Origin of the sequence: Acetobacter estunensis (assembly GCF_019083805.1) — a bacterium.
Lineage (GTDB): Bacteria > Pseudomonadota > Alphaproteobacteria > Acetobacterales > Acetobacteraceae > Acetobacter > Acetobacter estunensis_A.
In genome coordinates, this window is sequence record NZ_JAHRDV010000013.1 from 62,219 (window position 1) to 84,440 (window position 22,222).

Consider the following 22,222-nt stretch of genomic DNA (forward strand, 5'->3'; position numbering starts at 1 on the left):
TTTCAGGCGCCTTTCGTAGTAGAAACATCGATGACGGCGGGATGTGCGCGTGTTGCCAGAATATCGGGTGCGTGTGCCGGGTCGGCATCACGTTCCCCTTCCTCGGGTTCACGACTGAGCATCCGAACAAGAATGCCAAGACCCGAACCGAAAACGATCATGTAGACGACGACAAATACGGTCATCGACACGACCATGCTCGACAGTACGATCGGCGAAACGCTCTGTGAGGTCCGCAGAAGCCCGTAGACGGTCCAGGGTTGGCGGCCGACCTCAGTGGTCACCCAGCCACACAGCAGAGCCAGAAAACCGGCGGGAGCCATGCACAACGCCACGCGATGGAAGGTCGGGCTGGTAAAGAGCGTGTTATTCCGCCGATGCCAGAGCGACCAGAACCCCACCAGCATCATGAGAACACCCAGCGCCACCATGATACGAAACGAGAAGAAGATGACCGGAGATGGCGGTCGCTGGTCACGCGGGAAATCCTTCATCCCCGGCACTTTGCCGTCCAGACTATGCGTAAGGATCAACGAGCCCAGCAGCGGAACCCCGATGGCATAATCCGTGTGTTCGGTTTTCATGTTCGGGATGCCGAACAGCAGCTCCGGTGCACGTCCTTCGCTGTTCCAGTCGCCTTCCATGGCAGCCAGTTTAGCGGGCTGATACTTCAGCGTGTTCAATCCGTGGGCATCGCCCGCCAGGATCTGGAGCGGCGCGATGATAGCTGCCATCCACATGGCCATCGAGAACATGACACGCACGGGCTCGCTCGAAATCTTACCCTGTCTTCGCGCTTTCAGCAGATGCCATGCCCCTGTCGCACCGACGGCAAAGGCAACAGACAAGAAGGCCGCCAATCCCATGTGCACGAGACGAAACGGAAAGGACGGATTAAAGATGATGGCCAGCCAGTCATCGGGCAGGAACTGTCCGCTGGCCGGGTCGATCCGATAGCCACGCGGTGTCTGCATCCATGAATTGGATGCCAGAATCCAGGTCATGGAGATAAGCGTGCCGACTGAGACGCAGCAGGTCGCAGCGAAATGCAGACCCCGTCCGACCTTATTCATGCCGAACAGCATCACACCGAGAAAGCCGGCCTCCATAAAGAAAGCGGTCATGACCTCGTAGGAAAGCAGGACACCAGTAATCGGTCCTGCCTTCTTTGAAAACACCGACCAGTTCGTGCCGAATTCATAAGCCATGACCAGACCTGATACGACTCCCATGCCAAAGACGATGGAGAACGCCTTGATCCAGTATCGATAGAGATCGAGGAAAACCTGCCGTCCAGTTGCAAGCCATAGCCCTTCGAGAACAACCAGATACGCTGCCAGACCAATCGAAAAGGCAGGAAAGATGATATGGACGCCAACAGTAAAAGCGAACTGAAAACGTGCCAGAAGGAACGCTATATCATGAGCATTCTGCATTCGTAACATCCAGGATCTTCTCGACATCAATAAAGATGCCTTTTATTTGAAAATAATGAACCTTCGCCGAGAGTTAGAAGCGCGCATCAAATAATCGGCTACTTATGCGCAAACTTCTCGCACTGTTCGTTTGATCGGTATGATAAGATCATTCTGATTCAGGCGTCCAAGACCTTCTCGTTATAGAATTATGCGTACAGGTTATATAGAGGTGCCAGTTTGATTTGATCTGATTATAGCTCTAATATGACCTGAATACGTGACAAAACGAGCATCCAGGGGATCTGGATACACAACGCGATCGCACTCTGGGATTGAGGAGTTTTTGACTGTTGACTGCACTTCAAGCTGTCGATGCCAGACTGACCCAGGCTGCCGTCTTTCTGGTCATTACGCTGAACGACGGCGATGATATCACGATCGGGGAACAGATCCGGGGCCTACTGGGCGATATGTCCTCGTTGGTGCGGGGAATCGGTTTTCGTGTTCCCGATGGCCGCCTGAGTTGTGTAACCGGCATCGGCTCACATGCCTGGGATGTGCTCTTCGGCATGCCTCGCCCGAAAGATTTGCATCCGTTCAGAGAAATCCACGGCGTACATCATGCTCCCTCTACGCCGGGCGACCTGCTCTTTCATATCCGCGCCACACGAATGGACCTGTGTTTCGAACTCGCGGCCACGATCGTCTCCCGTCTCGAAGGAGCCGCGACTGTGATCGACGAAGTCCATGGCTTCAAATATTTCGACGAACGCGATCTGCTCGGCTTCGTGGACGGAACGGAAAATCCGTCTGGGCAGGCAGCAGTCGACTCTACGATTATTGGAGAAGAAGACCCGGCCTTTTTAGGCGGCAGCTATGTCATCGTTCAGAAATACCTGCATGATCTGAAAAAATGGAATGCCATGGCGGTCGAAACGCAGGAAGACGTCATCGGCCGACACAAGCTTTCCGATATCGAGCAGCGCGATTCCGCCAAGAAGAGTTATGCGCACAATGTCCTGACGAACATTGAGGAAAATGGCGAGCAGCTTCAGATTGTCCGTGACAACATGCCCTTCGGGCAAGTGGGCAAGGGTGAATTCGGAACATATTTCATAGGCTATTCCCGGTCTCCGGCCCGCACGGAACAGATGCTCCAGAACATGTTCGTGGGTAAACCACCTGGTAATTACGACAGGATTCTGGACGTCAGCACGGCAATCACCGGTGTGCTTTTCTTCATTCCAACGGCCGACTTTCTCGATGGTGCGCCAGACCTGATGCCTTCTATATCGTCTGGCGAAAATGCTGCCGGAAATCCGACGTCCGACCCCTGTAGCTCTGCTCACCCGTTTGATAATACGTCTCTGAACATCGGCTCGTTAAAAGAGGAACCGCAGACATGAATAATCTCCATCGTCACCTTGCACCGGTTTCCAGTGCGGCCTGGGCGCAAATTGAGGATGAAGCTGCGCGCACGCTTCGACGCCATTTGGCTGGGCGGCGTGTCGTCGATACTTCCGAGCCGAAAGGACTGTCGCTCGCAGGGATCGGAACCGGTCGTGGCAGCGCGATTCAGGCACCGCACGACGGCGTACAGGCCATACAGCGAGAAGTGCGTCCGCTGGTCGAATTACGCGTCCCGTTCACGCTATCACGTGAAGAGATCGACGCTGTGGATCGCGGCTCCCTGGATTCCGACTGGCAGCCGGTGAAAGATGCAGCAAAGAAGATCGCGTTTGCCGAAGATCGCGCAATCTTCGAAGGTTATAGCGCGGCAGGCATTCATGGTATCCGCGAAGCAACCTCCAATGCCCATCTGAAGTTTCCGACATCCATCAAGGATTATCCTCGCATCATCACCGAGGCAATCAATGAACTTCGGCTCGCGGGCGTGAACGGTCCTTACTCTGTTGTGCTAGGCGCGCAGGCCTATACAGCCGTGAGCAGCGGTGATGATGAAGGATATCCAGTCCGCCAGCACATCGAGAGCCTGATCGACGGAAAACTCATCTGGGCTCCCGCCATCGAAGGCGCGTTCGTGGTGTCCACACGCGGCGGTGATTTGGCGCTTGATATCGGGCAGGATTTTTCGATCGGCTATCTGAATCATACTGAGGATACAGTCGAATTATATCTACAGGAGAGCTTCGTCTTTCGCGTCCTCACCACGGAGGCGACGGTGGCAATCGACGCCACACCCCAGGAGACGATGCCGGCGACCTGACGCCGGGAGTGTCTTCATACGCAACATGGGAACGGCTTCATGGGTAGGATTGAACGACGATGATGACATCAGGCTGCAGTACGCAACCCTGAGGCCGCTCCATGCGGCCCTAGATGGTGTCACTAGGGCGTGTCGTCAGTTAGCATCTGGCGTCATGAGGCTTATACTCCCGTTTGATCTGTGATGTTTTTTCTCTGTTTTCAGGGAGAGAATGAATGCGACGATATGGCCTGAGTGACAGCCAATGGGAACGGATAAAAGATCTTCTTCCCGGTCGTGAAGATCATATCGGCGGAACGGCTACCGATAACCGTCTGTTTGTGGAAGCGATTCTGTATCGTTACCGTGCCGGCATTCCGTGGCATGACCTGCCTGCCCGGTTCGGGGACAGGAAAAACGTCCACCGACGACTGCGTCGCTGGTGCGAAGGCGGCGTGATCGAACGGATTTTCCGGCATCTGGGCCCCGATCGTGACAACGAATATATGATAATCGACAGCACGATTGTCCGGGCTCAACCAGCACAGTGCGGGTGCCCGTAAAAAGTGGAGCGGATCAGGCCATCGGGCGGTCCCGTGGCGGACTGACTTCGAAAATCCACGCCATTGTCGATACCGCAGGAAAGGCGGTCGCCTTGTCCCTGACGCCCGGGTAGAAAGCCAACATCACGGAAGCAGGCCCCCCTGCTGGATAAAGTCGACCCTGCAGCCTTTATCGCCGACAAGGCTTATGATGCTGATCCGCTTATCGAAAAGATCGAAGAACGGCAGATCACACCGGTTATCCCTTCAAGGAAAACCGGTGTGATCCATGGAAAATTAGCTTCCAGCTCTACAAAAACAGAAACATCATTGAACGATTCTTCGCCAGGCTGAAGCAGTTCAGAGGCATTGCAACACGCTACGACAAACTGAAGTCAACATTCCTCGCAGCAGTGCAACTCGTTTCCGCTATCATCGGAATTAACTAATGACACGCTCTAGGGCCTTGTCCTTGCCCGCCACCGGTCGGATCAACTCAACGAACTTAGCCCAACTGATGTCCGTGTTGTTCGTCAATCAGATGCCGGTTGAGTCGCCATGCGACGAAAAATGAAGAACATGGCACTCGCCGTCAGTCGCTTCCGCGATCGCGCGTTTCACAAATTTTTTCGTGAAGACAATGCTATACTCGGTTGTCACGCCGAGAATTTTGTGCACGTTCTTCAGCATTCCGCTCTCCCTGATAGAGCATCATCTAGACTAACTTAAAGCGAAAATTACAGATGGCCGACGGGCCCGCTGTTTTTACCATGTTGCTTAGACCAACCTGCCACGAACTACTGTGAAGGGCCGGTAAGAGCGGGATCGATGCAGCTAGCGACCGCGCTCGCTCTTCTTCGCCTGTCTCCAATGGACCGACTTTACTTCAATTCGAAGGCATTGCAGGGATAGGGTCATCGCCCTGCCTGAGCAGATTACCTGGAGAAACTCATTCCATTCCTTCACGCATACGTGAAATCAGCCCAACCTACGCTGGAGTTTCACTCCCATTTGCATCCTATACGCATCCTGCGCTCATTCCCGGAACGCAAAAAAGCCACCCTTGAGGGTGGCTTTTCCATAGTCTTTTCAGACACATATTCATGGTTGCGGGGACCCGCGACGGCTGCTGTCATAAAGCGGGGTTCCCTCTGGTTTCCGTTGGCATGGGCGAGATCGAGGATACCCATCAACTCGCCGCGTAGGGAGATATGAACCTCGCCCCGCTTGTCGCCGGGGTTGATTACGATCCCACCAATCAGCGAGCGGATGGCCTCTGCGGCCTCCCTGCCCCCGTCCGGGTCGTCCAGCGCCTCGGTGAACCGCTCCACGTTGCGCCGGTAATGACTGGCAATGTTGGGATGCACGTCGGGAATATCCGCCGGAGCCTGCGCCAGACGCTCCATAATCTCCGCCTTCTGACGTTCCAGATCATCCATGCGGGCCTTCATGGAGGGCTGATACATCCCGTCCTCAATCGCCGTGATGATGCCCCGTATTGACCGGTCGATCTTGTCCAGCACCTTGCGGTCCGCAATGGCCTGCCCGCGCCGCTCATGGTTGAGCCGGTTCACTTCCTCCGCGAACGCCCGCACCGCCTCCGCCACGCTGTCGGACGACACCAGCCGGTCTTTCAGCCCGACCAGTACCCGCGCCTCGATCCGCTGGCGCGGGATGGTGCGGTTATTGGCGCAGGTGCCCCGGCGGTGGTGGTTCAGACAGCCAAACCGGCTGTTGACGATCATGCCCACCCTGCCACCACAGCAGCCGCAGGACAGCAGGCCGGAAAGAAGGGAGACAGGCCGGTTCGCCAGATGCAGCCGCCGGGCGCGGCCTTCCAGCGTGTTCGTCGGGCACGGGCCGACCTTCGCGGCTATGGCCACCTGACGGGTTCTGACCGCCTGCCACAGATCATCAGACACGATTTTGAGATGTGGGACTTCGGTCCTGATCCACTGGCTTTGCGGGTTGGGGCGCGAGACACGCTTGCCGGTGCTGGGGTCTTTGATGAAGCGTTGGCGGTTCCACACCAGCACGCCCGCATAGAGTTCGTTATGGAGGATACCCGTCCCGCGTGAGACATGTCCCCGAATGGAGGTATCACCCCAGGCGTGGCCCAGCGGGCCGGGCACACCCTCCTTATTCAGTTCCACCGCGATGGAACGCGGGCTTTGCCCCGCCGCGAAGGCGCGAAAGATACGACGGATCACCTCGGCTTCCTCGGGGATGATCTCACGATCACCCCGGATCGGCTCGCCATTGGCGTCCAGCTTTTTGACCACCCTATAGCCATAGCAGAGGCCACCGCCCGCCTTGCCCTTCTCCACCCGGCCCCGAAGCCCGCGATGGGTCTTCATGGCGAGGTCTTTGAGGAACAGCGCGTTCATCGTCCCTTTCAGGCCGACATGCAGTTCCGAGATTTCCCCCTCGGCCAGTGTGACGATGGCGACACCTGCAAAACGCAGATGTTTGAACAGCGTCGCGACATCGGCCTGATCGCGCGAAATGCGGTCCAGCGCCTCGGCCAGCACGACATCGAACCTGTTGGTCTGCGCATCACGAAGTAACGCCTGGATGCCGGGCCGCAGGATCGTGCTCGCCCCTGAGATGGCGGCGTCCTGATAGGTCTCCCCAACCCTCCACTGTTCCCGCGCCGCGTGCTCACGACAGAGGCGGAACTGGTCCTCAATCGAGCTTTCGCTCTGATTGTCCGATGAATAGCGGGCATAGAGCGCAACACGGGTCATGTCAGCTTTCTCCTTCCGGCCTGTCCGTCCCGTCCGGGCCATCGCCGGGAGGGGGATGATTGTCGTTCGCGGCGGTCAGCGCCGCAAAATATTCCCGCGCCATCCGGCGACCGATCAGCCGGGCGATGCTGAACGCCACCCGGTCGAGTTCCTGCCGGGCGTCCCCCTGCCCGTTATCGTTGGCCGGAACGCCGGGTGCGCGGTCTGGCGCGTCGTTCCTGTCTCCCATTGGTTGCGTCCTTTCCGTGCGGGAAAGGGAAAACCTCGGGGATACGGCCAGCTTACCGCAAGACCTCATGCAACACATAGAAAAACCGTGCGGCTATAGAGAAGAATTACTTATTCAAGCGTAGACGTGTTTTTCGATCACGTCACATCGAATACGGTGTCCAAAACGAACAGTGCCAGTGCAATGCGGACTTTTCCGCCATTTCTGAAAGAGAGCGGCACGTCAGCCTTTTTTCAGGGGTGCCGGTCACCCATCCCTCAACCCCATGTGCAGACAGAGAAAAATCCGGCCCGCGACGTCAGGAGTGCCAGATGCCTTTATCTTGCCCTCTTAATTCCTCCTCTTTCCGGCCTTATTTTTCCAGATTCGATGTCCTTCGCAAGCTGGACACCCCATCCTCCACCCTCTCATTTTTAGCCGGGCCAACGCGACGCTTCGCGCCGCGAACGGAAGGCGTCGGCTAAGCCGCCGCGTGTCCTGCGCTGTCCCTTTATGGGGCGCTTTCAGGCCCAGCTCCGGCGTCCGATGGACGGCCTACGGCGCTCCCGCGCTGCGCTCGCCCGGAGCCAGAAACAGCAGCAGAACCGGGCACGTCCGTATAGCTCAGGGCGCAAGAAGTGGAACGTCAAGCCGTCATTCCCGCGTGCCCGGCTTCGCACATCGGAAACAGGATGAGCGACCGGTCATCGTCATGCGCCGGACATTCCCTGACATGAATTTTCATGCACGCGGAAAGCAAAAACCTTGCGGATCGGCGGGCCAATCGGATGCATGATAACCGCACGTTCAGGAATAAGAAACCGGCTGGTTTCCTACGTGAATTTTGCACTCCGCTCGGCACATCGAACGCCATTCAGAAGTCCGTTTTGCCGCACATGACAATCACAAAAACAGCGGTGAAATCATGTCAGTTTTTACACCCGAAATGCAGCCTGATGCCGTGTTTTTGGTTCACAATCCGCCTGTTTCTGGCCTCATGCGTAACGCAGCGCAGTCCATTGGCCACCAGCGTCGTTTTGTGCTGTCATAGCGTGGTATTTTCGGTATTATTTTTGCATTCAAGTAGTAGTTCCAAAGAATAGAAAGAGGAAGGCAAGATAAAACAGCCTGCCACGTCGGGCGACAAGGCGCGGTCGCGCCTTGTCTTCCTGTGTGCATGTCTGGTCGGTCGTGTGCAGGGTTTTCAGTTTTGAAGCAGTTTTCTGCCCTGTTCGCCTGCACAGGAGCTGTTTTCAGCACACAATGCCTGCCCCTGATCATCCTTCCGTACGGAGAGCAACATAACCCCCTTCGACCAGACGCAGACCTTCCGCCGTCCAGTCTCTGGCCGACCGCCGCCAGCCATGATCAATCCATTCATGATTGGAAAGTGTCAGCGCCCGTGGGTTGATCAAACGCGCCGCAATCTGGCGCTTACCAAAGCCCGCGCGGTCCATATCGAACGCGTGCAGACAGCGGATCAGATGCAGGGACCGGAACGGCGTGATGACTGGCGGGATACGGTGAGGAATACTGAACCCGAGATACCGGAACATGAAGCGCCCCGCCTCATAATAACGGCTCCTGAAAAGAGGATCGAGCGGGATCACCACCGCAGGACGTTTCATGACGTCAGGACTATCCATCAGGAAGGAGAACGTCCCGAAGGGGCCGGCCACGGTCACGCCGCGACCGGCATCATCTTCATGATCCAGCAGGACACGGCCCAAGGCTTCGAAATTCAGCGACAGGAAATCGGAAAAGCAGCGCGGGGCCTCTGTCAGGCTGATGATGCGGGTTGTGTCTTCCCTGCGCCAGATGACAGGCTTGCGGGTGATGGGAATGTCAGGATCGTGGACAAAAACGCAACCCCCATCGGTCACGGAAAGCCGCCCACAGGAGAGAGGGATTGTCGCTGGCTCCGGCCCGTAGGCCGGTATCGCGATAGTCGCTGACATAGCGGGACCAGCGGCGCATGAAGGCCCCGGCAAGAGCGGATGCTGACAGGGTTCTGAGGATGGCCAGATCGGCCTCGGAATGCCAGATGTCCAGTGGCATGGGAGACGTCCCTTATCGGCTGGGGAGCCACCGACCGGGCGCGGCACAACACGCCGCACTTATCAGGCAGCCCCGCGTTTCTGGTTACATTGGGTTCTCACACTTGCGGCCTGGCCCCACGCATGTTGCACACCCCCACTCCACGAGTATCCGTGGTGATCAAACTCTTTTTTCAGTCCATATCCGGTTATCGCGAAGCAACGCATTAGCGAGGACGAGCATTTTTCGCATGACGGCTGTGATGGCGAGTTTTGCATTTTTCCCCTGCGCGATGAGGCGATTATAGAATGTTTTGAGATCTGGATTGAAGCGCATGGCGACAAGGGCTGGCATGTAGAGAGCCTGCCTGACGAGGGCACGTCCTCCGCGTATGTGGCTTTTGCCCTGAAATGTTCCGGACTGGCGCGTTATGGGAGCCAGTCCGGCCAGAGCTGATACCTGGCTGTCACCGAGGATTCCAAGTTCGGGCATATCGGCAAGGACGGCCTCAGCGGTAACGGCCCCGAAGCCCGGAATGCTCAGGATAATCTCGCAGCGCCGTGCGAGTTCAGGGTCGCTGGCAATGAGCAAGCGGATGGCGTCCGCTATGGAAGCCAGTTGCGCATCAATCTGCCGAAGGCGATGACGGGCATGGCGCTTGAGCAGGTCTATGGAGAGTGTCTGAAGGCGGTTGCTTACTGCTGTGCGATCGCGCGTCAGGCTTCGTCGCGCCGAGACGAGTTCTGTCAACGTTTCCTGAATTTCGCTGCGGATGGGACAGATTTTCGGCTGAATCAGCGCGCCGAAACGGGCGAGCATCTGGGCGTCGACCCTGTCTGTTTTAGTGAGTGTGCCAGTAGCCTCGGCGAAGTGGCGGGCATATCTGGGATTGACCTTCACGGTTGGCAGTCCAGCCGTGGCCAGAGCACGTTCCATTTCTTTGTGCCATGGACCGGTAGCTTCGAAAACAACGCGGAACACATCGGCTTTTCCAATCCAGCGCAGAAGCTGGCTATATCCTTTGCGGGTATTGGGAACGTGCAAGGTCTGCCCGGAAGGGTAGATGGCGGCGTCAAGATGGGCTTTGGAGACGTCAATGCCCAAGGTCACCTGCCCATTGGAAAAAGACTTGTCATTCGGGATAACCATATTCATCTTCTCCATGTCCTATGCTTGTCATTCGAGGCTTGCCCTCGGGTATCCGTTCAGGACGCAAGGAAAAGAAGGGGCGGCCATACTCGTGATCGACCCATATGGTCTGTTTGGCATTCGACCCGACCCCTTCCTGCGGCCCCGGATGGCCATCCGGGGCCGCAGTCCTTTGTCGCATGCGCAACCGCAGCGACACAAAACAGCATAAGACAACTTTGGCATAGGTCGCCCTACGGATCTTGCCGGGCACAACCCACGTTTCTTGCAGGGAGTTGCCCCTCGGAATTTGCAGCACATCTGCCCCTCGACTTTGGCATGGAGACGAGGGGTAAGATGCTGAATTTAATTGGGAAAAGACGCTGTAGTTTCGGGCAGTGTAATTTCACCAACTATACGAGAAATTCCCGTAAATACGCTGCGCCTGCCCATAATAACACGAACCACCACCGTCACCAGAACTACATGATGTGACATATCTCGTGTTTGCTAAATTCGAGATGGCAAGTTGCGCTTTAAGACCTTTCAACATGGGAGATGCGTTCTGAAAATCATAATACGCACCAACATCAAACAACAAATATGAAGGAACCTTATAGCTATTCGCATTGTCAGCATAGGTACTGCCGACATAACGGACACCGAAATTTACGCCTAACCCGTAAAAGATTTTTCGAGGCAAGGTATAATCCACAAACATATTCACCATATGGCGAGGCAGGCCCGCAACGTATTTCCCCTGTTCAGAAATGGCACCGTCATTGGGGCCAATCGCATTACCATACATGTCTGTAAGCCAAACAGTATTATTGCTTTTCGTAACACGCGTCTCGTTGAAAGAATAAGACGCAGTTAAGCGGATATCTTTCGTGACATTGGCATGGGCTGATAATTCGACGCCTTTGGACGTAACCGTACCTGCATCAGCTTCATAACCTGGATGTTCAGTGTCTGTAATCTGATAGTGGTTTTCCTTGATGTCGTAAGCAGCGGCCGTTAGTAAAATATTGGTATTGGGAACGAGATATTTTAGTCCGACTTCAAACTGCTTTCCATTGAGCGGCTTGGCCGCTTGCCCATCGTACTGGAATGAACCTGTCTGTGGAATGAATGACGTCGCGTAACTAAAATATGGCGTGAGGCCAAAATCAAAATTATATGTAAATCCCGCGCGCCATGTAAATTTTGATCGCGATGATTTTTCCCTATCATCTACATAAGGCTCAGTAATAACGCCATGGCCGGCAGCTTCAAAATTATCAGCTGTTGTGACGGTTGCTTTATAATTGTACCAATCCTGTCTTCCGCCAAGAAGAACGGACAAGCGTCCCCATTTAATTTGATCCTGAAAATACACTCCACTTTGATACTGAGTTTGCCTCATATTATCCCACTCGATATTATCCGGACTATTTAAACTATAATCGGGATAGACGAGATAATATGCAGGATCCCAAATATTGACGTAGCCTGCGCCGTTCATATCATATGCAAGGTTTTGGGCTATATTCATTCGCCTAAAATCCATTCCAGCAACAAGAGTTTGCTTTACAGATCCTGTGTTAAGATGCCCGACAAACCTACTATCCAGAGCCACTGTGGCGTTCGAGCTATTCTGGCGCCAAGCCCTACGTTTGATTGTTTGATCAGGCTGGAGTGACCCCTGTAAATAGGTCTGGTTCATATGCGTCGATGAATCTTCATAGCGAAATGTTTGCTGAAACTCCAGGAAATTATTGAATTTATGCTGAAATTGATATTCAAATGATGCAGTTCTCTGTCCGTTGTCATTTATGGACGGATCTCCCAGAAATCGCGAACGCGGAAGGTAACCGTATTTACCTCGAACCAGAGTTCCTACGCCAGGATAACCGTCTCCTTGTGCTTCCGAAGGCGCATACAGATATTGGCCAATGAGCGTCAAGCTAGTCTTCTCATCAATGTCCCATTTGATTGACGGGAGAACACCAACTCGCTTGTAATGAAGGTAATCAGTTTGGCTTCCTTGCGTTACACCTATTCCTGCAATTCTATATTTTAAATTTCCTGACTTCGTGATTTTATCGCCGACGTCGAAGGTTGCTTCGTAACGTCCCCAGTTCCCAAAACCAACACTTACATTCCGTATTGGAGTTTCGCCAGGCTGTTTTAATTGAGTCGCGATCAGTCCACCGGGACCTACCTGACCGTAAAGAACTGAAGCTGGCCCGTTAAGCGCTTCAACTCGTTCGACAAAAGCGGTTTCGCCAGCCACCAAAGACCGCGACATAAGTCCATCAACGTATTGCGTGGCGGCGAAGCCACGCATCATGATCGATCCGGTACCGTTAGCATTGCCGCCAGCCGCAGAGCCAATACTGGCTGTACCCAGTCTCTCCGCATATACGCCCGGCATGTACCGTAGAACTTCTGCGACAGTCTGGGCCTGCTGATCTAAGATTTGCTGCTTGGTAATAACGTAAACAGAATTAGGTATTTGTGTAATGGGCGTGTCCGTTTTCGTTCCAGCGTCAGTGTATGTGGCGACATAACCAACCCCGGGTCCGATGGCGGCCTCATGGGTGTTAAGACTGCCACCTACCCGCACGGGACCAAGCGTAATATTGGCGGCTGCCGGAACGAGCGTCACCGTATGGCCTCCCGACAAGCGATATGTAAAACCCGTTCCTGCCAGCAAACGGGAAAGCGCATCGGCTGGCGTCAAAGTGCCGTTGACGCCGGGACTGGTCGCATTGCGGATAACATCCGCCCGCACGGAAACCTGCCAGCCACTCTGAGCCCCGAAGGATGCCAAGGCATCACCAAGCTTCTGCGCTGGAATGCTGAAGTTCTGCGCCGGGGTCGGTGCAGGTGCAGCTATAGTTTGCGCGGTAGCAGCACTCGCCGCATGTCCGCCCAAGCCCGCCAGCGTCGTAGTCATCAGCGCGGCCGCCAGCCAGCATGGACGTCCTTTAGCCGTCTGCCCGGACGCAGTACCTGTTTTCATGTTCGTATCGTCTCCAGTCCGCGTCATATCCAAATTCTGAATCCGACTTGTTGCAATTCAGACGCAACAGCAGCTTCTTGATGGAGAGACGAAACCGGGTATCCGGATCTTCAAAAAAAGTTTTCGAATTTTTTGAGGTCGAACGATCAGCGCGACGATAGAACTACAATCCAGGGCGAAATCCGATACATAGCCGCGCCTTGTGCGTGCGCCACAGCTGCCAGCGCCTCAAGTGGATCAGAGAGATTGTAGACCCCGGTCAGCGGCTGACGGGCAATATCCCCACGCAGGATAATCACACCGTGGAACCAGGGACGAATGGCGTCTACGGCATCCCCTACTGTCCGGTCCCGGACCATCGCCCGTGCACTCGTCCACAGCGCGACCTCTTCGGGTTCCACATGCCGACGTGCGACACCAGAAACGCTACCTCCGTTCGTAGAGACGCGTATCTCATCCCCGGCATGAAGGACTTCGGACAGCCCCTGCGGTGATCCGTTGCCTTCAACCTGCACGGCTCCCTCACGGACAGCAACCGTGGTGTCCGCATCCTTACGACGGATGTCAAAAGCGGTCCCGACATCCGTTGTCTGGACCGCGCCTGTCGTGACGACAAAAGGTCGCTTCGTATCATGGACCACCTGGAAGAAGGCTTCGCCACGCAGGAGGCGGACATCACGGCGGCCGGCGGTGAAATGGGTCGCAATGGCGCTCGATGGTGCGAGCCGGATCGTACTGCCATCGGCAAGCATGACGTCACGTTGCTGGGCAACCCCGGTCATCTGATCGGCGCGAAAGCGGAGCAGGATTTCGGGGCTGAAAACGCCAACCGCCACACAGGCAGCAGCAAGCCCGACAGCCACAAGGGCCAGCCGCCGCCGTTTCACGCGTCGGTCAGGCGGAAACGATACCACTGTGGAGGTTCCCAGAGGCGATGTGTCGGACGACAAAGCGGACCCAAGCTGGTCGAACATGCTATTGACGCTGATCCAGTCCCGTTCATGAGCCGGATCGTCGGTCAGCCATGCCTGAAAACGATGCTGCAAAAGCACGTCATCCGGTGCCTCGTTCAGTGCCAGCAACCACTCGGTGGCCGTACGCGGTGACGGAATGGCGCCGTCCGCCCGATCCTGCTGTTCCGTAGCCATACTCTCAGTATCCGACGATGCTGCGGAACGCTACGGATGATGCGCTTCGCTCCCTGCGATAAAGACGAATTGCATGCCGCGTATTTTCAAAAAATAAATGCATATGGACTTATTCGGTGCCGCCGAGGCGTTTGCGACAATGCTCAAGCCCATCCAGAACAAGGGCATGGGCGAGGCCGACAGAAATACCAAGCTGTTCAGAGACTTCCTTATAGGTATGGTTGCCAAGTCGATAAAGCTCGACCGCGCGACGGGTACGTTCTGGAAGCTCCGCAAGAGCGGCCTGAAGACGCCGGATGTTATCCCGAGCCGCCAGCTCGGCCTCGGGGGAGGCCTTATCCTCGGCAATCTGATCAATCCGGTCGCTGTCACCGGCGTCATAGCGCCGACGCTCCAGATCGGCTTTGCGGCGCCCGTCAATGGCAAGGTTACGCACGACACGATACAGATAGCTCAGCGGGTTTTCCCGTGGCGCGACAGCCGCCGCGCACCGCACCCATGCTTCCTGCACCACGTCTTCCGCGTTTACGCGATCGCCGGTGATGGTGCTCGCGTAGTTCAGCAGGGCATTACGGTGGGCGGCGTATAAAGCCAGAAATTTCCTGTCACGCGGCACTGCCTCGGGGCTCCTTCCCCGCGTCGATCCATCTCCGTATCCGATATCAGGCGGACATGAAGGTGTATTTAAGAATGGTTCTCATTTTCCCATACGGGAACAACAGGACTTCCGCAACTGACTTTGTCGATGGGGCAGCCTCGCAGCCAGTCTTCTTGGTTTTTCTGAATATTTTTTGCTGGGAATCGTCCTGTCTCTATCGGACATAAAACACCGGTTTCGCATAGCAAGGAAACAGAAGAAGGGAAGCTGCGGATAGTGCTCGCGACGAACTTGACCAATTTACCCGGTGTGCGTTTCGGTCGCCCGGCAGCATCCGCCGAGCACAAGGTGTGAACCATCGTGCGCCGGCCGCCGCTTGATCTGCGTGAGCTATGGATCGTCCGCGAGATTGCGGCCCATGGCAGCATCCACGGCGCGGCGCGCGCTCTGGGGTACAAGCAATCCTCGCTCAGCCGCACCCTGCATCTGCTGGAGGGACGTGTCGGGGCAGCGCTTTTCATGCGCTCGCCGGGCGGCGCGACACTGACACTCGCCGGAGAAGCCTTTCTCCGGAAGGCCAATGACCTGCTTGATGGCGCACTGAGCCTTTACGAGCAGACGCGGCGTTGGGGCAACGGGGAACGCGGTCTGGTCACCGTCGGCATCGAAAGCTGCATTCCGCCGGGTCGGGCATCGGTCCTGCTGGAGCCCTGCCGCATCCACCAGCCCGACATTTCATTCCGTTATCGCGAGGGCACCCGTGAATTTCTGAGCCATCTCGTGGAAATGGATTTCCTGGATCTCGCCATCACCACCCTTCCCCCAATGGACACAGTTCTGGCGATGACGCCACTCTGGAGCGACCGGGTTGTGGTGGTGGTGCCGGCCGGACATCCACTGGCGGATCGGCAATCCGTCCTGTGGACAACTTTCGCTCGCGAGACGTTCCTGATTGGCACGGACAACGCCGGGCATGAACTGCACACTCTCCTGAAACGCCGGATGACCCAGGCCGGGCTGCATCCCCTTGTCCGCCATCACGATATTGGCAGCCTGCGCGTGATCGCGGTCGTCGCCAATGGCGAAGGGATTGCTCTGCTGCCGGAGGCATGGATCGGCTTCCTGCCTGATGGTATGAAAGAGCGGATTGTGGCGATCGAAGTCTTGGACGGAGAGGGCCGTCCCCATCTGGATTACGGCGCCATCTCCAAGAAGGGGGGCGGCTCGCCAGCCACCCTGCGCATTCTTACCGCGTTGAAGGCGGCGCAGCAGTCAGTGTAGCACCCGGCTGGGGACGGTCCCGACGTGCTTTCTGAAACGCGCGGTCGGCATCCATAAAACCCCGGATCATATGGGGCAGCAACTTTGCCGGGTCGACCGAGCGGCCGTTATGGCGAACCAGCGCGGCATAGGCGACCAGGTCACGATGCAGATCGGCCGGCAATTGAATCGTCATCCGGACAGGCCTGTCGTCAGGGATTTCGGTGATGCGGAGCGTGGTCATGGGGCTTGTTCCTTCGCGTGCCAGGGTTTGAGGATCCAATCTCTGGAGAGGATCAGGGTAAATGGCAGGCCGGGCCGGTCGGTCAGGGTGGGCTGGATGTTGAGGCTGCGGTCGATCAGGCGGTTGCCGACCATAGAAAAGCCGTTGCTGGCGCCGGAACGGATGGCCTGGGCCAGATTGTTCTCACTCTGGCTGGTCCCCGCTTCGGAGCCCACGCTGAGCAGGGTGGTGACCAGAGCGGCTTTGAAAAGCTGGCCCCAATGGTTGTTCACCTCGTCGGACAGGCCGGACTGACCGATGGCGTTACCACCGGGCAGCTTCTCCAGCACGAGGCTCTCGCCATCGGGGAAGATCAGCCGGGTCCAGATGATCTGTGTCCGCTGCTGCCCGAAGGAGATGGCGCTGTTATAAGCCCCGAACAGCAGGCTGCCCTGCGGAATCAGAAGATAACGACCGGTCGGACTGTCATAGACGTTCTGGGTGACGTGCCCCACGATCTGGCCTGGCAGGTCGGAGCTGATTTTCGTATTCAGCGCGCCAGCGATCACCGAGCCCGCCTGGAGGATATAGGGTGAGGCAAGCGGCGCGCTGCGATCGGGACTGGTCGTCGCGCGGTCGGGCTGCCCCGCCAGAAAGGCACGGTTTCCAGACTGTGCATCCGTCGAAGGGGCCGCTGGTCCCTGAGAAGTTGAGGCACCCGACACAGGCGCCGCCGCCTGTGCGCTGACACGGTCACGCTCCCCTGTCTGCACGAACAATTTGCTGGCGATTGCGGCCTCGACCTCCTGCGCGGCACGGCGATCATCCCCGCCTGATGCAGCTTTCCCCTGTGCCTGTGCTTTCAGGATGGTGTGTCCCAGATCGCCAGGCAGAGCAGGACCGAGCTTCGGTACATTATTGCCGACATAATCTGAGGGCAGCCCCGCCAGCCCGTCGGCGGACGGGCGCACATCCGTGTCCTGGATGGCGGCCGGTGGCGTTTTGTGACTGCTGTTCTCCAACGCGTAGCCAAGTGCCAAGCCAATGGCGAGCATGCCCACGCCACCGAGCGCCCAGACCACGGTGCGCGACAGGCGCACCACGCGCGGCCGTTCCGCCCGCAGGCGCAGATCGGGCGGTGGTGATACGGAATTTCCTCCTATGGGGGGAGCCGCAGAATTTTCTCCCACTGTCGATGCCTGCCCGGTCATGTCCGCCGTCCATCGGTTCGGACGATGCGCACACGCTGCTCGGAGTGCTTATCGCCCAGCCGCAGTTCGGCGGCCCCGAACAGGCGATCCACGATCATCCAGTTCTGCCGCACCCGGTAATTGACCAGTTCCGGTCCGCCGTCGGCCCCCAGCACGAACAACGGTGGTAGTTCCCCCTGCCCGATCCCGGACGGAAAGGCGATATAGACCTTGTGGCCGTCGTCGAACGCCCGGCCGGGGAGCCAGGGCGGCGTGCCCCCTTTCACCGGCTGTATGGCGTAGCGGAAATTCAGGGTATCGAGATTCAGCCCCGCGTCCACCGGGGCAGCGTCATCGGCCGCATCGTCCTGCCGATGCAGAGCGATAAGGCTGTCCTCGGGATAATCCCATGACACCGACGCCATATACGTCGTCGGGGTGGAGCGCAGTTCCGCCAGATAGGTGCGCCGATCCGTGTTGACGATCAGATTGGTGGTGAGGTCGGGGCGGGTCGGCTTGACCAGGATATGAATCCGCTTTGTCGCCCCTGCCCCGCTCTCGGTATCGCCGATGATCCAACGCACAGTGTCACCGGCCGCGACAGGCCCGGTGCCGACCAGCTTCTCCCCCTGCTGGAGCATGATGTCGGTAATTTCACCCGGCGAGGCATAGACCTGATAGAGAGCGCCGGGGCTGTAGGGATAGACCTGCACCGCGTTGATGAACCCGGCCCGCGTGGGCTGAATGCGTGCCGCCAGATTGGCCTGCGTCACGCGCGCGGTCGGATCGGTGACTTCGGGGGCCGAATGGACCGCACGTCGTGAGGGCAACGGCTTGAGCTGTCCCGGTAAGGGAAGCGGTTTCGGGACTTCCACCACCCGCACCGGTTTCGGCGGGTCCGGCAGACGTGTCGCCTGAACAGCGTCATCATAGCGGATGACCGGCGGACGGTAATGCTGCGCGCAGCCGGCCAGAGGCAGGACCAACAGCGGGAGAACACGACGGATCATTGGCCCAGCTCCTTCGACCAGTTGATGGCGGAGACGTAGATGCCCAGAGGATTTTTCCTGAGATGATCGGCATCGCGTGGCGTGTGCAGAACGACCGAGACGATGGCGGTCCAGCGTTCGGTTCCGGTAAAAGCGCCATCGCGGTAATGGCGCTCCGTCCAGGCCACACGGAAGCTGCCGGGCGAAGCCCGGATCACCGAGGCGATGTCCACCTCGACCTGCTCGTGCCCGATGCGCGAGAACGGATCATTGAGGCGGGCATAATCGTTAAGCGCCTGCGCGCCTGACGTGGTGGTGAAATCATAGGACCGTAGCCAGTTCTGGCGGACCACCACAGGGTCCGACGACAGGGCGCGCACGTCGTGGACGAACTGCGCCAGATACTAGGCGATCTGCGGATCGGCAGGGATATAACCTGCTGTCGCGGGCGCCACGATCTGCGCCTGACCCAGCCGGTCCACCTGCACTACCCACGGCGTGATGGTGCCGCGCGCGGATTGCCAGACCAGCCCGGCCCCAAGGCCTGCGGACAGGAACAGGCTGCCAAAGGCCATCAACCGCCAGTTGCGGGCCTGGATGCGGGCAGTCCCAATACGCTCGTCCCAGATTTGTGCGGCCTTCTGATACGGGGTCACGGGTTCGGGCGTGGTCCCGTAGCGTGTGGTGGAGCGACGGAACATCGTCCTCATTCCTTTTCCGAGAGATCGATGGAGGAAGATCCGCCCCCGCCATCGGCGGAGCGGATGACATGGGCGGCTTCAGCCGCATGAGCTGCGGCGTTGCGGCGCTTCATTTTCTGAGCCCAGCGGGGCGGTTCGCCGGAACCGCCACCATCTCCACCAGACGGCCCCTCACCAGTAGGGCCGCCACCCGTGGGGCCACCCCCTTCTCCAGCAGGACCACCGCCACCAGAAGGTGCCGGTCCGCTATCTCCGCCTTCGCCGCCCTCTCCACCGCCCATCCCGCGCGCGGCCCAGCGTCCACCGGCGGCATAGCTTTCCTTGAGGGATGAACCGGCACGCGAAGCCGCCCCTTTGACGGCATTCGCGACGTTCCCGCCGACAGCCCGGCCCATGCCGCCGATCCCGGCGGCCATGCTGCCCGCGCCGCCGGATGCGCCTGCGGCTCCGGCCGAATAGGCGGATGTGGCTGCTCCCGCGATCGCGGCCCCGCCCCGCGCGGCAGCCGCCGTGGCACCGAGGGCGGCTGCACCACCGGAAGCAACAGCCCCGATACCGGCCGCAGCAGCAGCGCCCATGGCACCTACCGCCATGCCGGTGCCAACAGCAGCACCCGCCCCAAGCTGGGGCGCACCGGAGATCAGCCCATTGGCGATGCTGCCCCCAAAAATGGACAGGCCGACGATCGAAAGCGACGCCAGCACCACCGAGACGGCCTGGCCGATCGTCGGCACATCGCTGCCATAGGACGTCGTGAACTGGGCGAACAGAACCGACGCGATGGCGGAAATAACCGCCAGCACCATGATCTTCACACCAGAGGAGACGACATTGCCCAGCACCTTCTCGGCCAGAAAGGCGGTGCGATTGAACAGGGCAAACGGGATCAGGACAAACCCGGCCAGCGTCGTCAGCTTGAATTCTATCAGGGCGACAAAGAGCTGCACGGCGAGAATGAAGAACGCCGCCAGCACGATCAGCCAGGACAGGCAGAGCACGAAGATCTGGATGAAGTTGGTAAAGAAGGCGACCGGACCAAGGAGAGTGTGAACAGAGTCCAGAAGCGGCTGCGCTGCCGTAAATCCGGTCGAGGCCAGTCGGCCGGGCCGCAGGAAATCACCAAGCGCCAGACTGCCACCGCCGACCTTCAGTCCGAAGGCGGCAAAGCTGTCGAAGACGATCTTCGAGAGCGCATCGAAATCGTTGATGACCCAGGCGAAGAAGCCGATATAGAGCGTCTTCTTCACCAGACGCTGGATAATGTCCTCATCCGCCGCCCACGCCCAGAACAAACCGGCCAGCGCGATGTCCAGCACCGACAGCGTACCTGCCAGCGAGATCACATTCCCCTTCACCAGACCGAACCCCGTATCGATGGTGGTGGTGAAGGTGTTCAAAAAGGTATCGATAACACCGACATCGTTCATGGCCATGATGGTCAGTTCCCACTACTGCCGAACATGGACACCGAAGTCGGGCTGTAGGCGTTATATTGGGAAAAATGCTGATACTGAGCTTCGCTCTCGGCTTCGGTGGCAGCATTTCGCGCCCGCTCCAGCGCCGTGGCCCGCCCGTTGGCGGCGAGTTCGGCCTGGATGTCCGATAACTGGCGCGACTGAAGTGCGAGAAGCTGATTGCCGGCCTGCGCTGCCTGCAGGGCACCTGTGGAATCCTGGCTGGCCGAAACAAGCTGGGTCATGGCACTGCTGTCGGAAGGAATATTCCCCACAACACGCGCCTGCAGTTTCAGGGCATCTTCAAAGCCGCCTACGGAATTCTGCCACCTTGTCTGCGCCTGGCTGAACAGGGCGCTGTCGGACATGCCCGATGAGACCGACGTATAGGACTGCTGGTACTGCTGCTCGACGGACTGGACGCTGTAGGCAATGTTCTGCGCCTGCGCGAGCAGTGCCGTGGTCTGGGAAATCGTTGATTGCAACGATGACAATGTCGACGCGGATTTCTCACACTTGAGGCAATTTCGGGTCATTTTGTAGAATTCAGTCATCCCACAGGAGCCCGATCTGGAATATTGACGATATTCTGCTTCTGGCGGCGGGTTCTGAACGCAGTGAGGGTGTCACGGCCTGAGAAGGCAGTGTTGGTGGAAGCTATGTGGTCTGTGCACTGTCTGTTTCTTCAGATGGCCTGCCGGAGCCTTCGCAATCGTGCATGAGCGAGGGCGAATTCATGCTGACAGGGGAACATGTCCGGCATGGACAGGACAATCCGACGGACGCTGAGCGTTACACGTGTCGCGATTTTGAGCAGTCGTGCGCGTATGGTGCCACAGGTCGCCGTCTCCAGGCTGGTCTGGCCAAGGGCCAGTCTTTGCAGAGCGGTCAGCAGGACATAGGCTGCGGCCGAGAACCACAGCCGGAGCTGGTTGGCCCGGATGGTGTGGGACGAGGTCCTGTCTGAGAACAGATCCATCTGGCATTCCTTGATGCGGTTTTCCATATCCCCGCGTGCGCAGTAAATCTGTTCGTAGAGATGGCGGGGGTCGGACATTCCCTGCGGTAGCGTGGTGACAATAAAGCGATGATAGCGGTTGCCGTGGCGCCATTCGGCCTTGGCCACGACCCGCCTGCGGCGCGTCCAGCTGTCCTTTGTGATCCAGTCAAAGGAGGCAAAGCCGCGCGCCGCTTTGCCTGTCGTGGCGGCTTCGTCACGAACCTCAGCGGACAAAGAGGCAATCCGGTCATACAGGCGGGTGTTGCCTGCAAGCCCAAACAGGAAGTCAACGTGGTTGTCTTCGCACCATGTCATCAGACTGTCCCGGGCGAAACCGCTGTCCCCACGCACCAGGATACGCACCCG

The 22,222-nt window shown here is 57.9% G+C and carries 18 protein-coding genes and 3 pseudogenes; 4 read left to right on the forward strand and 17 right to left on the reverse strand.

Going from position 1 to position 22,222, the window contains the following annotated elements:
- Positions 1-2 precede the first annotated feature (2 nt).
- On the reverse strand, positions 3-1,436 hold the full coding sequence (locus KUA11_RS13800; RefSeq protein ID WP_217411281.1) for a cytochrome ubiquinol oxidase subunit I: 1,434 nt from the start codon (positions 1,434-1,436) through the stop codon (positions 3-5).
- A gap of 332 nt (positions 1,437-1,768) precedes the next feature.
- On the opposite strand from KUA11_RS13800, the gene KUA11_RS13805 reads away from it, so the two are divergent.
- The 3 genes and pseudogenes from KUA11_RS13805 (at position 1,769) to KUA11_RS13815 (ending at position 4,615) form a co-directional block, all read left to right on the forward strand.
- Positions 1,769-2,824: a Dyp-type peroxidase gene (locus tag KUA11_RS13805; protein WP_217411282.1), complete on the forward strand. Its 1,056-nt coding sequence runs from the start codon at positions 1,769-1,771 to the stop codon at positions 2,822-2,824.
- The gene (locus tag KUA11_RS13810; protein WP_217411284.1) at positions 2,821-3,645 is read left to right on the forward strand and encodes a family 1 encapsulin nanocompartment shell protein; all 825 of its coding nucleotides are present in this window, start codon (positions 2,821-2,823) and stop codon (positions 3,643-3,645) included. The genes KUA11_RS13805 and KUA11_RS13810 overlap by 4 nt, the downstream gene beginning before the upstream one ends.
- Before the next feature lie 215 nt (positions 3,646-3,860).
- A pseudogene (locus tag KUA11_RS13815) lies at positions 3,861-4,615 on the forward strand (IS5 family transposase).
- 88 nt (positions 4,616-4,703) lie between these two features.
- On the opposite strand, the gene KUA11_RS13820 reads toward KUA11_RS13815, so the two are convergent.
- From KUA11_RS13820 to KUA11_RS13860, 9 genes are all read right to left on the reverse strand, one after another.
- Positions 4,704-4,856, reverse strand: a complete 153-nt coding sequence (locus tag KUA11_RS13820; protein WP_217411286.1) for a hypothetical protein — start codon at positions 4,854-4,856, stop codon at positions 4,704-4,706.
- 311 nt (positions 4,857-5,167) lie between these two features.
- Entirely contained in the window at positions 5,168-6,913 is a 1,746-nt protein-coding gene (locus KUA11_RS13825; protein WP_217411288.1) for a recombinase family protein, read from the reverse strand.
- Position 6,914: 1 nt separating this feature from the next.
- A complete protein-coding gene (locus KUA11_RS13830; protein WP_217411290.1) occupies positions 6,915-7,142 on the reverse strand; it encodes a hypothetical protein in 228 nt (75 codons plus the stop codon).
- 1,256 nt (positions 7,143-8,398) lie between these two features.
- Positions 8,399-9,004, reverse strand: a complete 606-nt coding sequence (locus KUA11_RS17875; protein WP_217411292.1) for a DUF2285 domain-containing protein — start codon at positions 9,002-9,004, stop codon at positions 8,399-8,401.
- The gene (locus KUA11_RS13840; protein ID WP_207846998.1) at positions 8,967-9,179 is read right to left on the reverse strand and encodes a transcriptional regulator domain-containing protein; all 213 of its coding nucleotides are present in this window, start codon (positions 9,177-9,179) and stop codon (positions 8,967-8,969) included. Before KUA11_RS13840 ends, KUA11_RS17875 begins: the two co-directional genes overlap by 38 nt.
- A gap of 159 nt (positions 9,180-9,338) precedes the next feature.
- Positions 9,339-10,307, reverse strand: coding sequence for an IS110 family RNA-guided transposase (locus tag KUA11_RS13845; protein WP_217411294.1), 969 nt, complete (start codon positions 10,305-10,307; stop codon positions 9,339-9,341).
- A 385-nt stretch (positions 10,308-10,692) separates the two neighbouring features.
- Positions 10,693-13,293 carry a TonB-dependent siderophore receptor gene (locus tag KUA11_RS13850; protein ID WP_217411296.1) on the reverse strand — a complete coding sequence of 867 codons (2,601 nt, stop codon included), beginning with the start codon at positions 13,291-13,293 and terminating at the stop codon, positions 10,693-10,695.
- A 146-nt stretch (positions 13,294-13,439) separates the two neighbouring features.
- Positions 13,440-14,441 (reverse strand): FecR family protein, encoded by a 1,002-nt coding sequence (locus tag KUA11_RS13855; protein WP_217411298.1) that lies wholly within the window; start codon positions 14,439-14,441, stop codon positions 13,440-13,442.
- A 109-nt stretch (positions 14,442-14,550) separates the two neighbouring features.
- Positions 14,551-15,057, reverse strand: a complete 507-nt coding sequence (locus KUA11_RS13860) for a sigma-70 family RNA polymerase sigma factor (RefSeq protein WP_217411300.1) — start codon at positions 15,055-15,057, stop codon at positions 14,551-14,553.
- Between the two features lie 342 nt (positions 15,058-15,399).
- Between KUA11_RS13860 and KUA11_RS13865 the strand changes: the two genes are divergently transcribed.
- Entirely contained in the window at positions 15,400-16,320 is a 921-nt protein-coding gene (locus KUA11_RS13865) for a LysR family transcriptional regulator (RefSeq protein ID WP_217411302.1), read from the forward strand.
- On the opposite strand, the gene KUA11_RS13870 is transcribed toward KUA11_RS13865, so the two are convergent.
- The 7 genes and pseudogenes from KUA11_RS13870 to KUA11_RS13900 form a co-directional block, all read right to left on the reverse strand.
- Entirely contained in the window at positions 16,286-16,543 is a 258-nt protein-coding gene (locus KUA11_RS13870) for a DUF2274 domain-containing protein (protein ID WP_217411304.1), read from the reverse strand. The two genes, KUA11_RS13865 and KUA11_RS13870, sit on opposite strands and share 35 nt — an antisense overlap.
- Positions 16,540-17,733, reverse strand: a complete 1,194-nt coding sequence (locus KUA11_RS13875; protein ID WP_217411306.1) for a TraB/TrbI/VirB10 family type IV secretion system protein — start codon at positions 17,731-17,733, stop codon at positions 16,540-16,542. The genes KUA11_RS13870 and KUA11_RS13875 overlap by 4 nt, the downstream gene beginning before the upstream one ends.
- Complete coding sequence (gene trbG, locus KUA11_RS13880) at positions 17,730-18,722, reverse strand: P-type conjugative transfer protein TrbG (protein WP_217411308.1); 993 nt, start codon at positions 18,720-18,722, stop codon at positions 17,730-17,732. The genes KUA11_RS13875 and trbG overlap by 4 nt, the downstream gene beginning before the upstream one ends.
- Positions 18,719-19,402, reverse strand: a pseudogene (gene trbF, locus KUA11_RS13885) (conjugal transfer protein TrbF). The gene trbG and the pseudogene trbF overlap by 4 nt, the downstream one beginning before the upstream one ends.
- A 5-nt stretch (positions 19,403-19,407) precedes the next feature.
- Positions 19,408-20,835 (reverse strand): P-type conjugative transfer protein TrbL, encoded by a 1,428-nt coding sequence (trbL, locus tag KUA11_RS13890; RefSeq protein WP_217411310.1) that lies wholly within the window; start codon positions 20,833-20,835, stop codon positions 19,408-19,410.
- Between the two features lie 5 nt (positions 20,836-20,840).
- A complete protein-coding gene (gene trbJ, locus KUA11_RS13895; RefSeq protein WP_302480896.1) occupies positions 20,841-21,410 on the reverse strand; it encodes a P-type conjugative transfer protein TrbJ in 570 nt (189 codons plus the stop codon).
- A gap of 131 nt (positions 21,411-21,541) precedes the next feature.
- A pseudogene (locus KUA11_RS13900) lies at positions 21,542-22,222 on the reverse strand (IS1380-like element IS1380A family transposase); the annotation flags it as partial.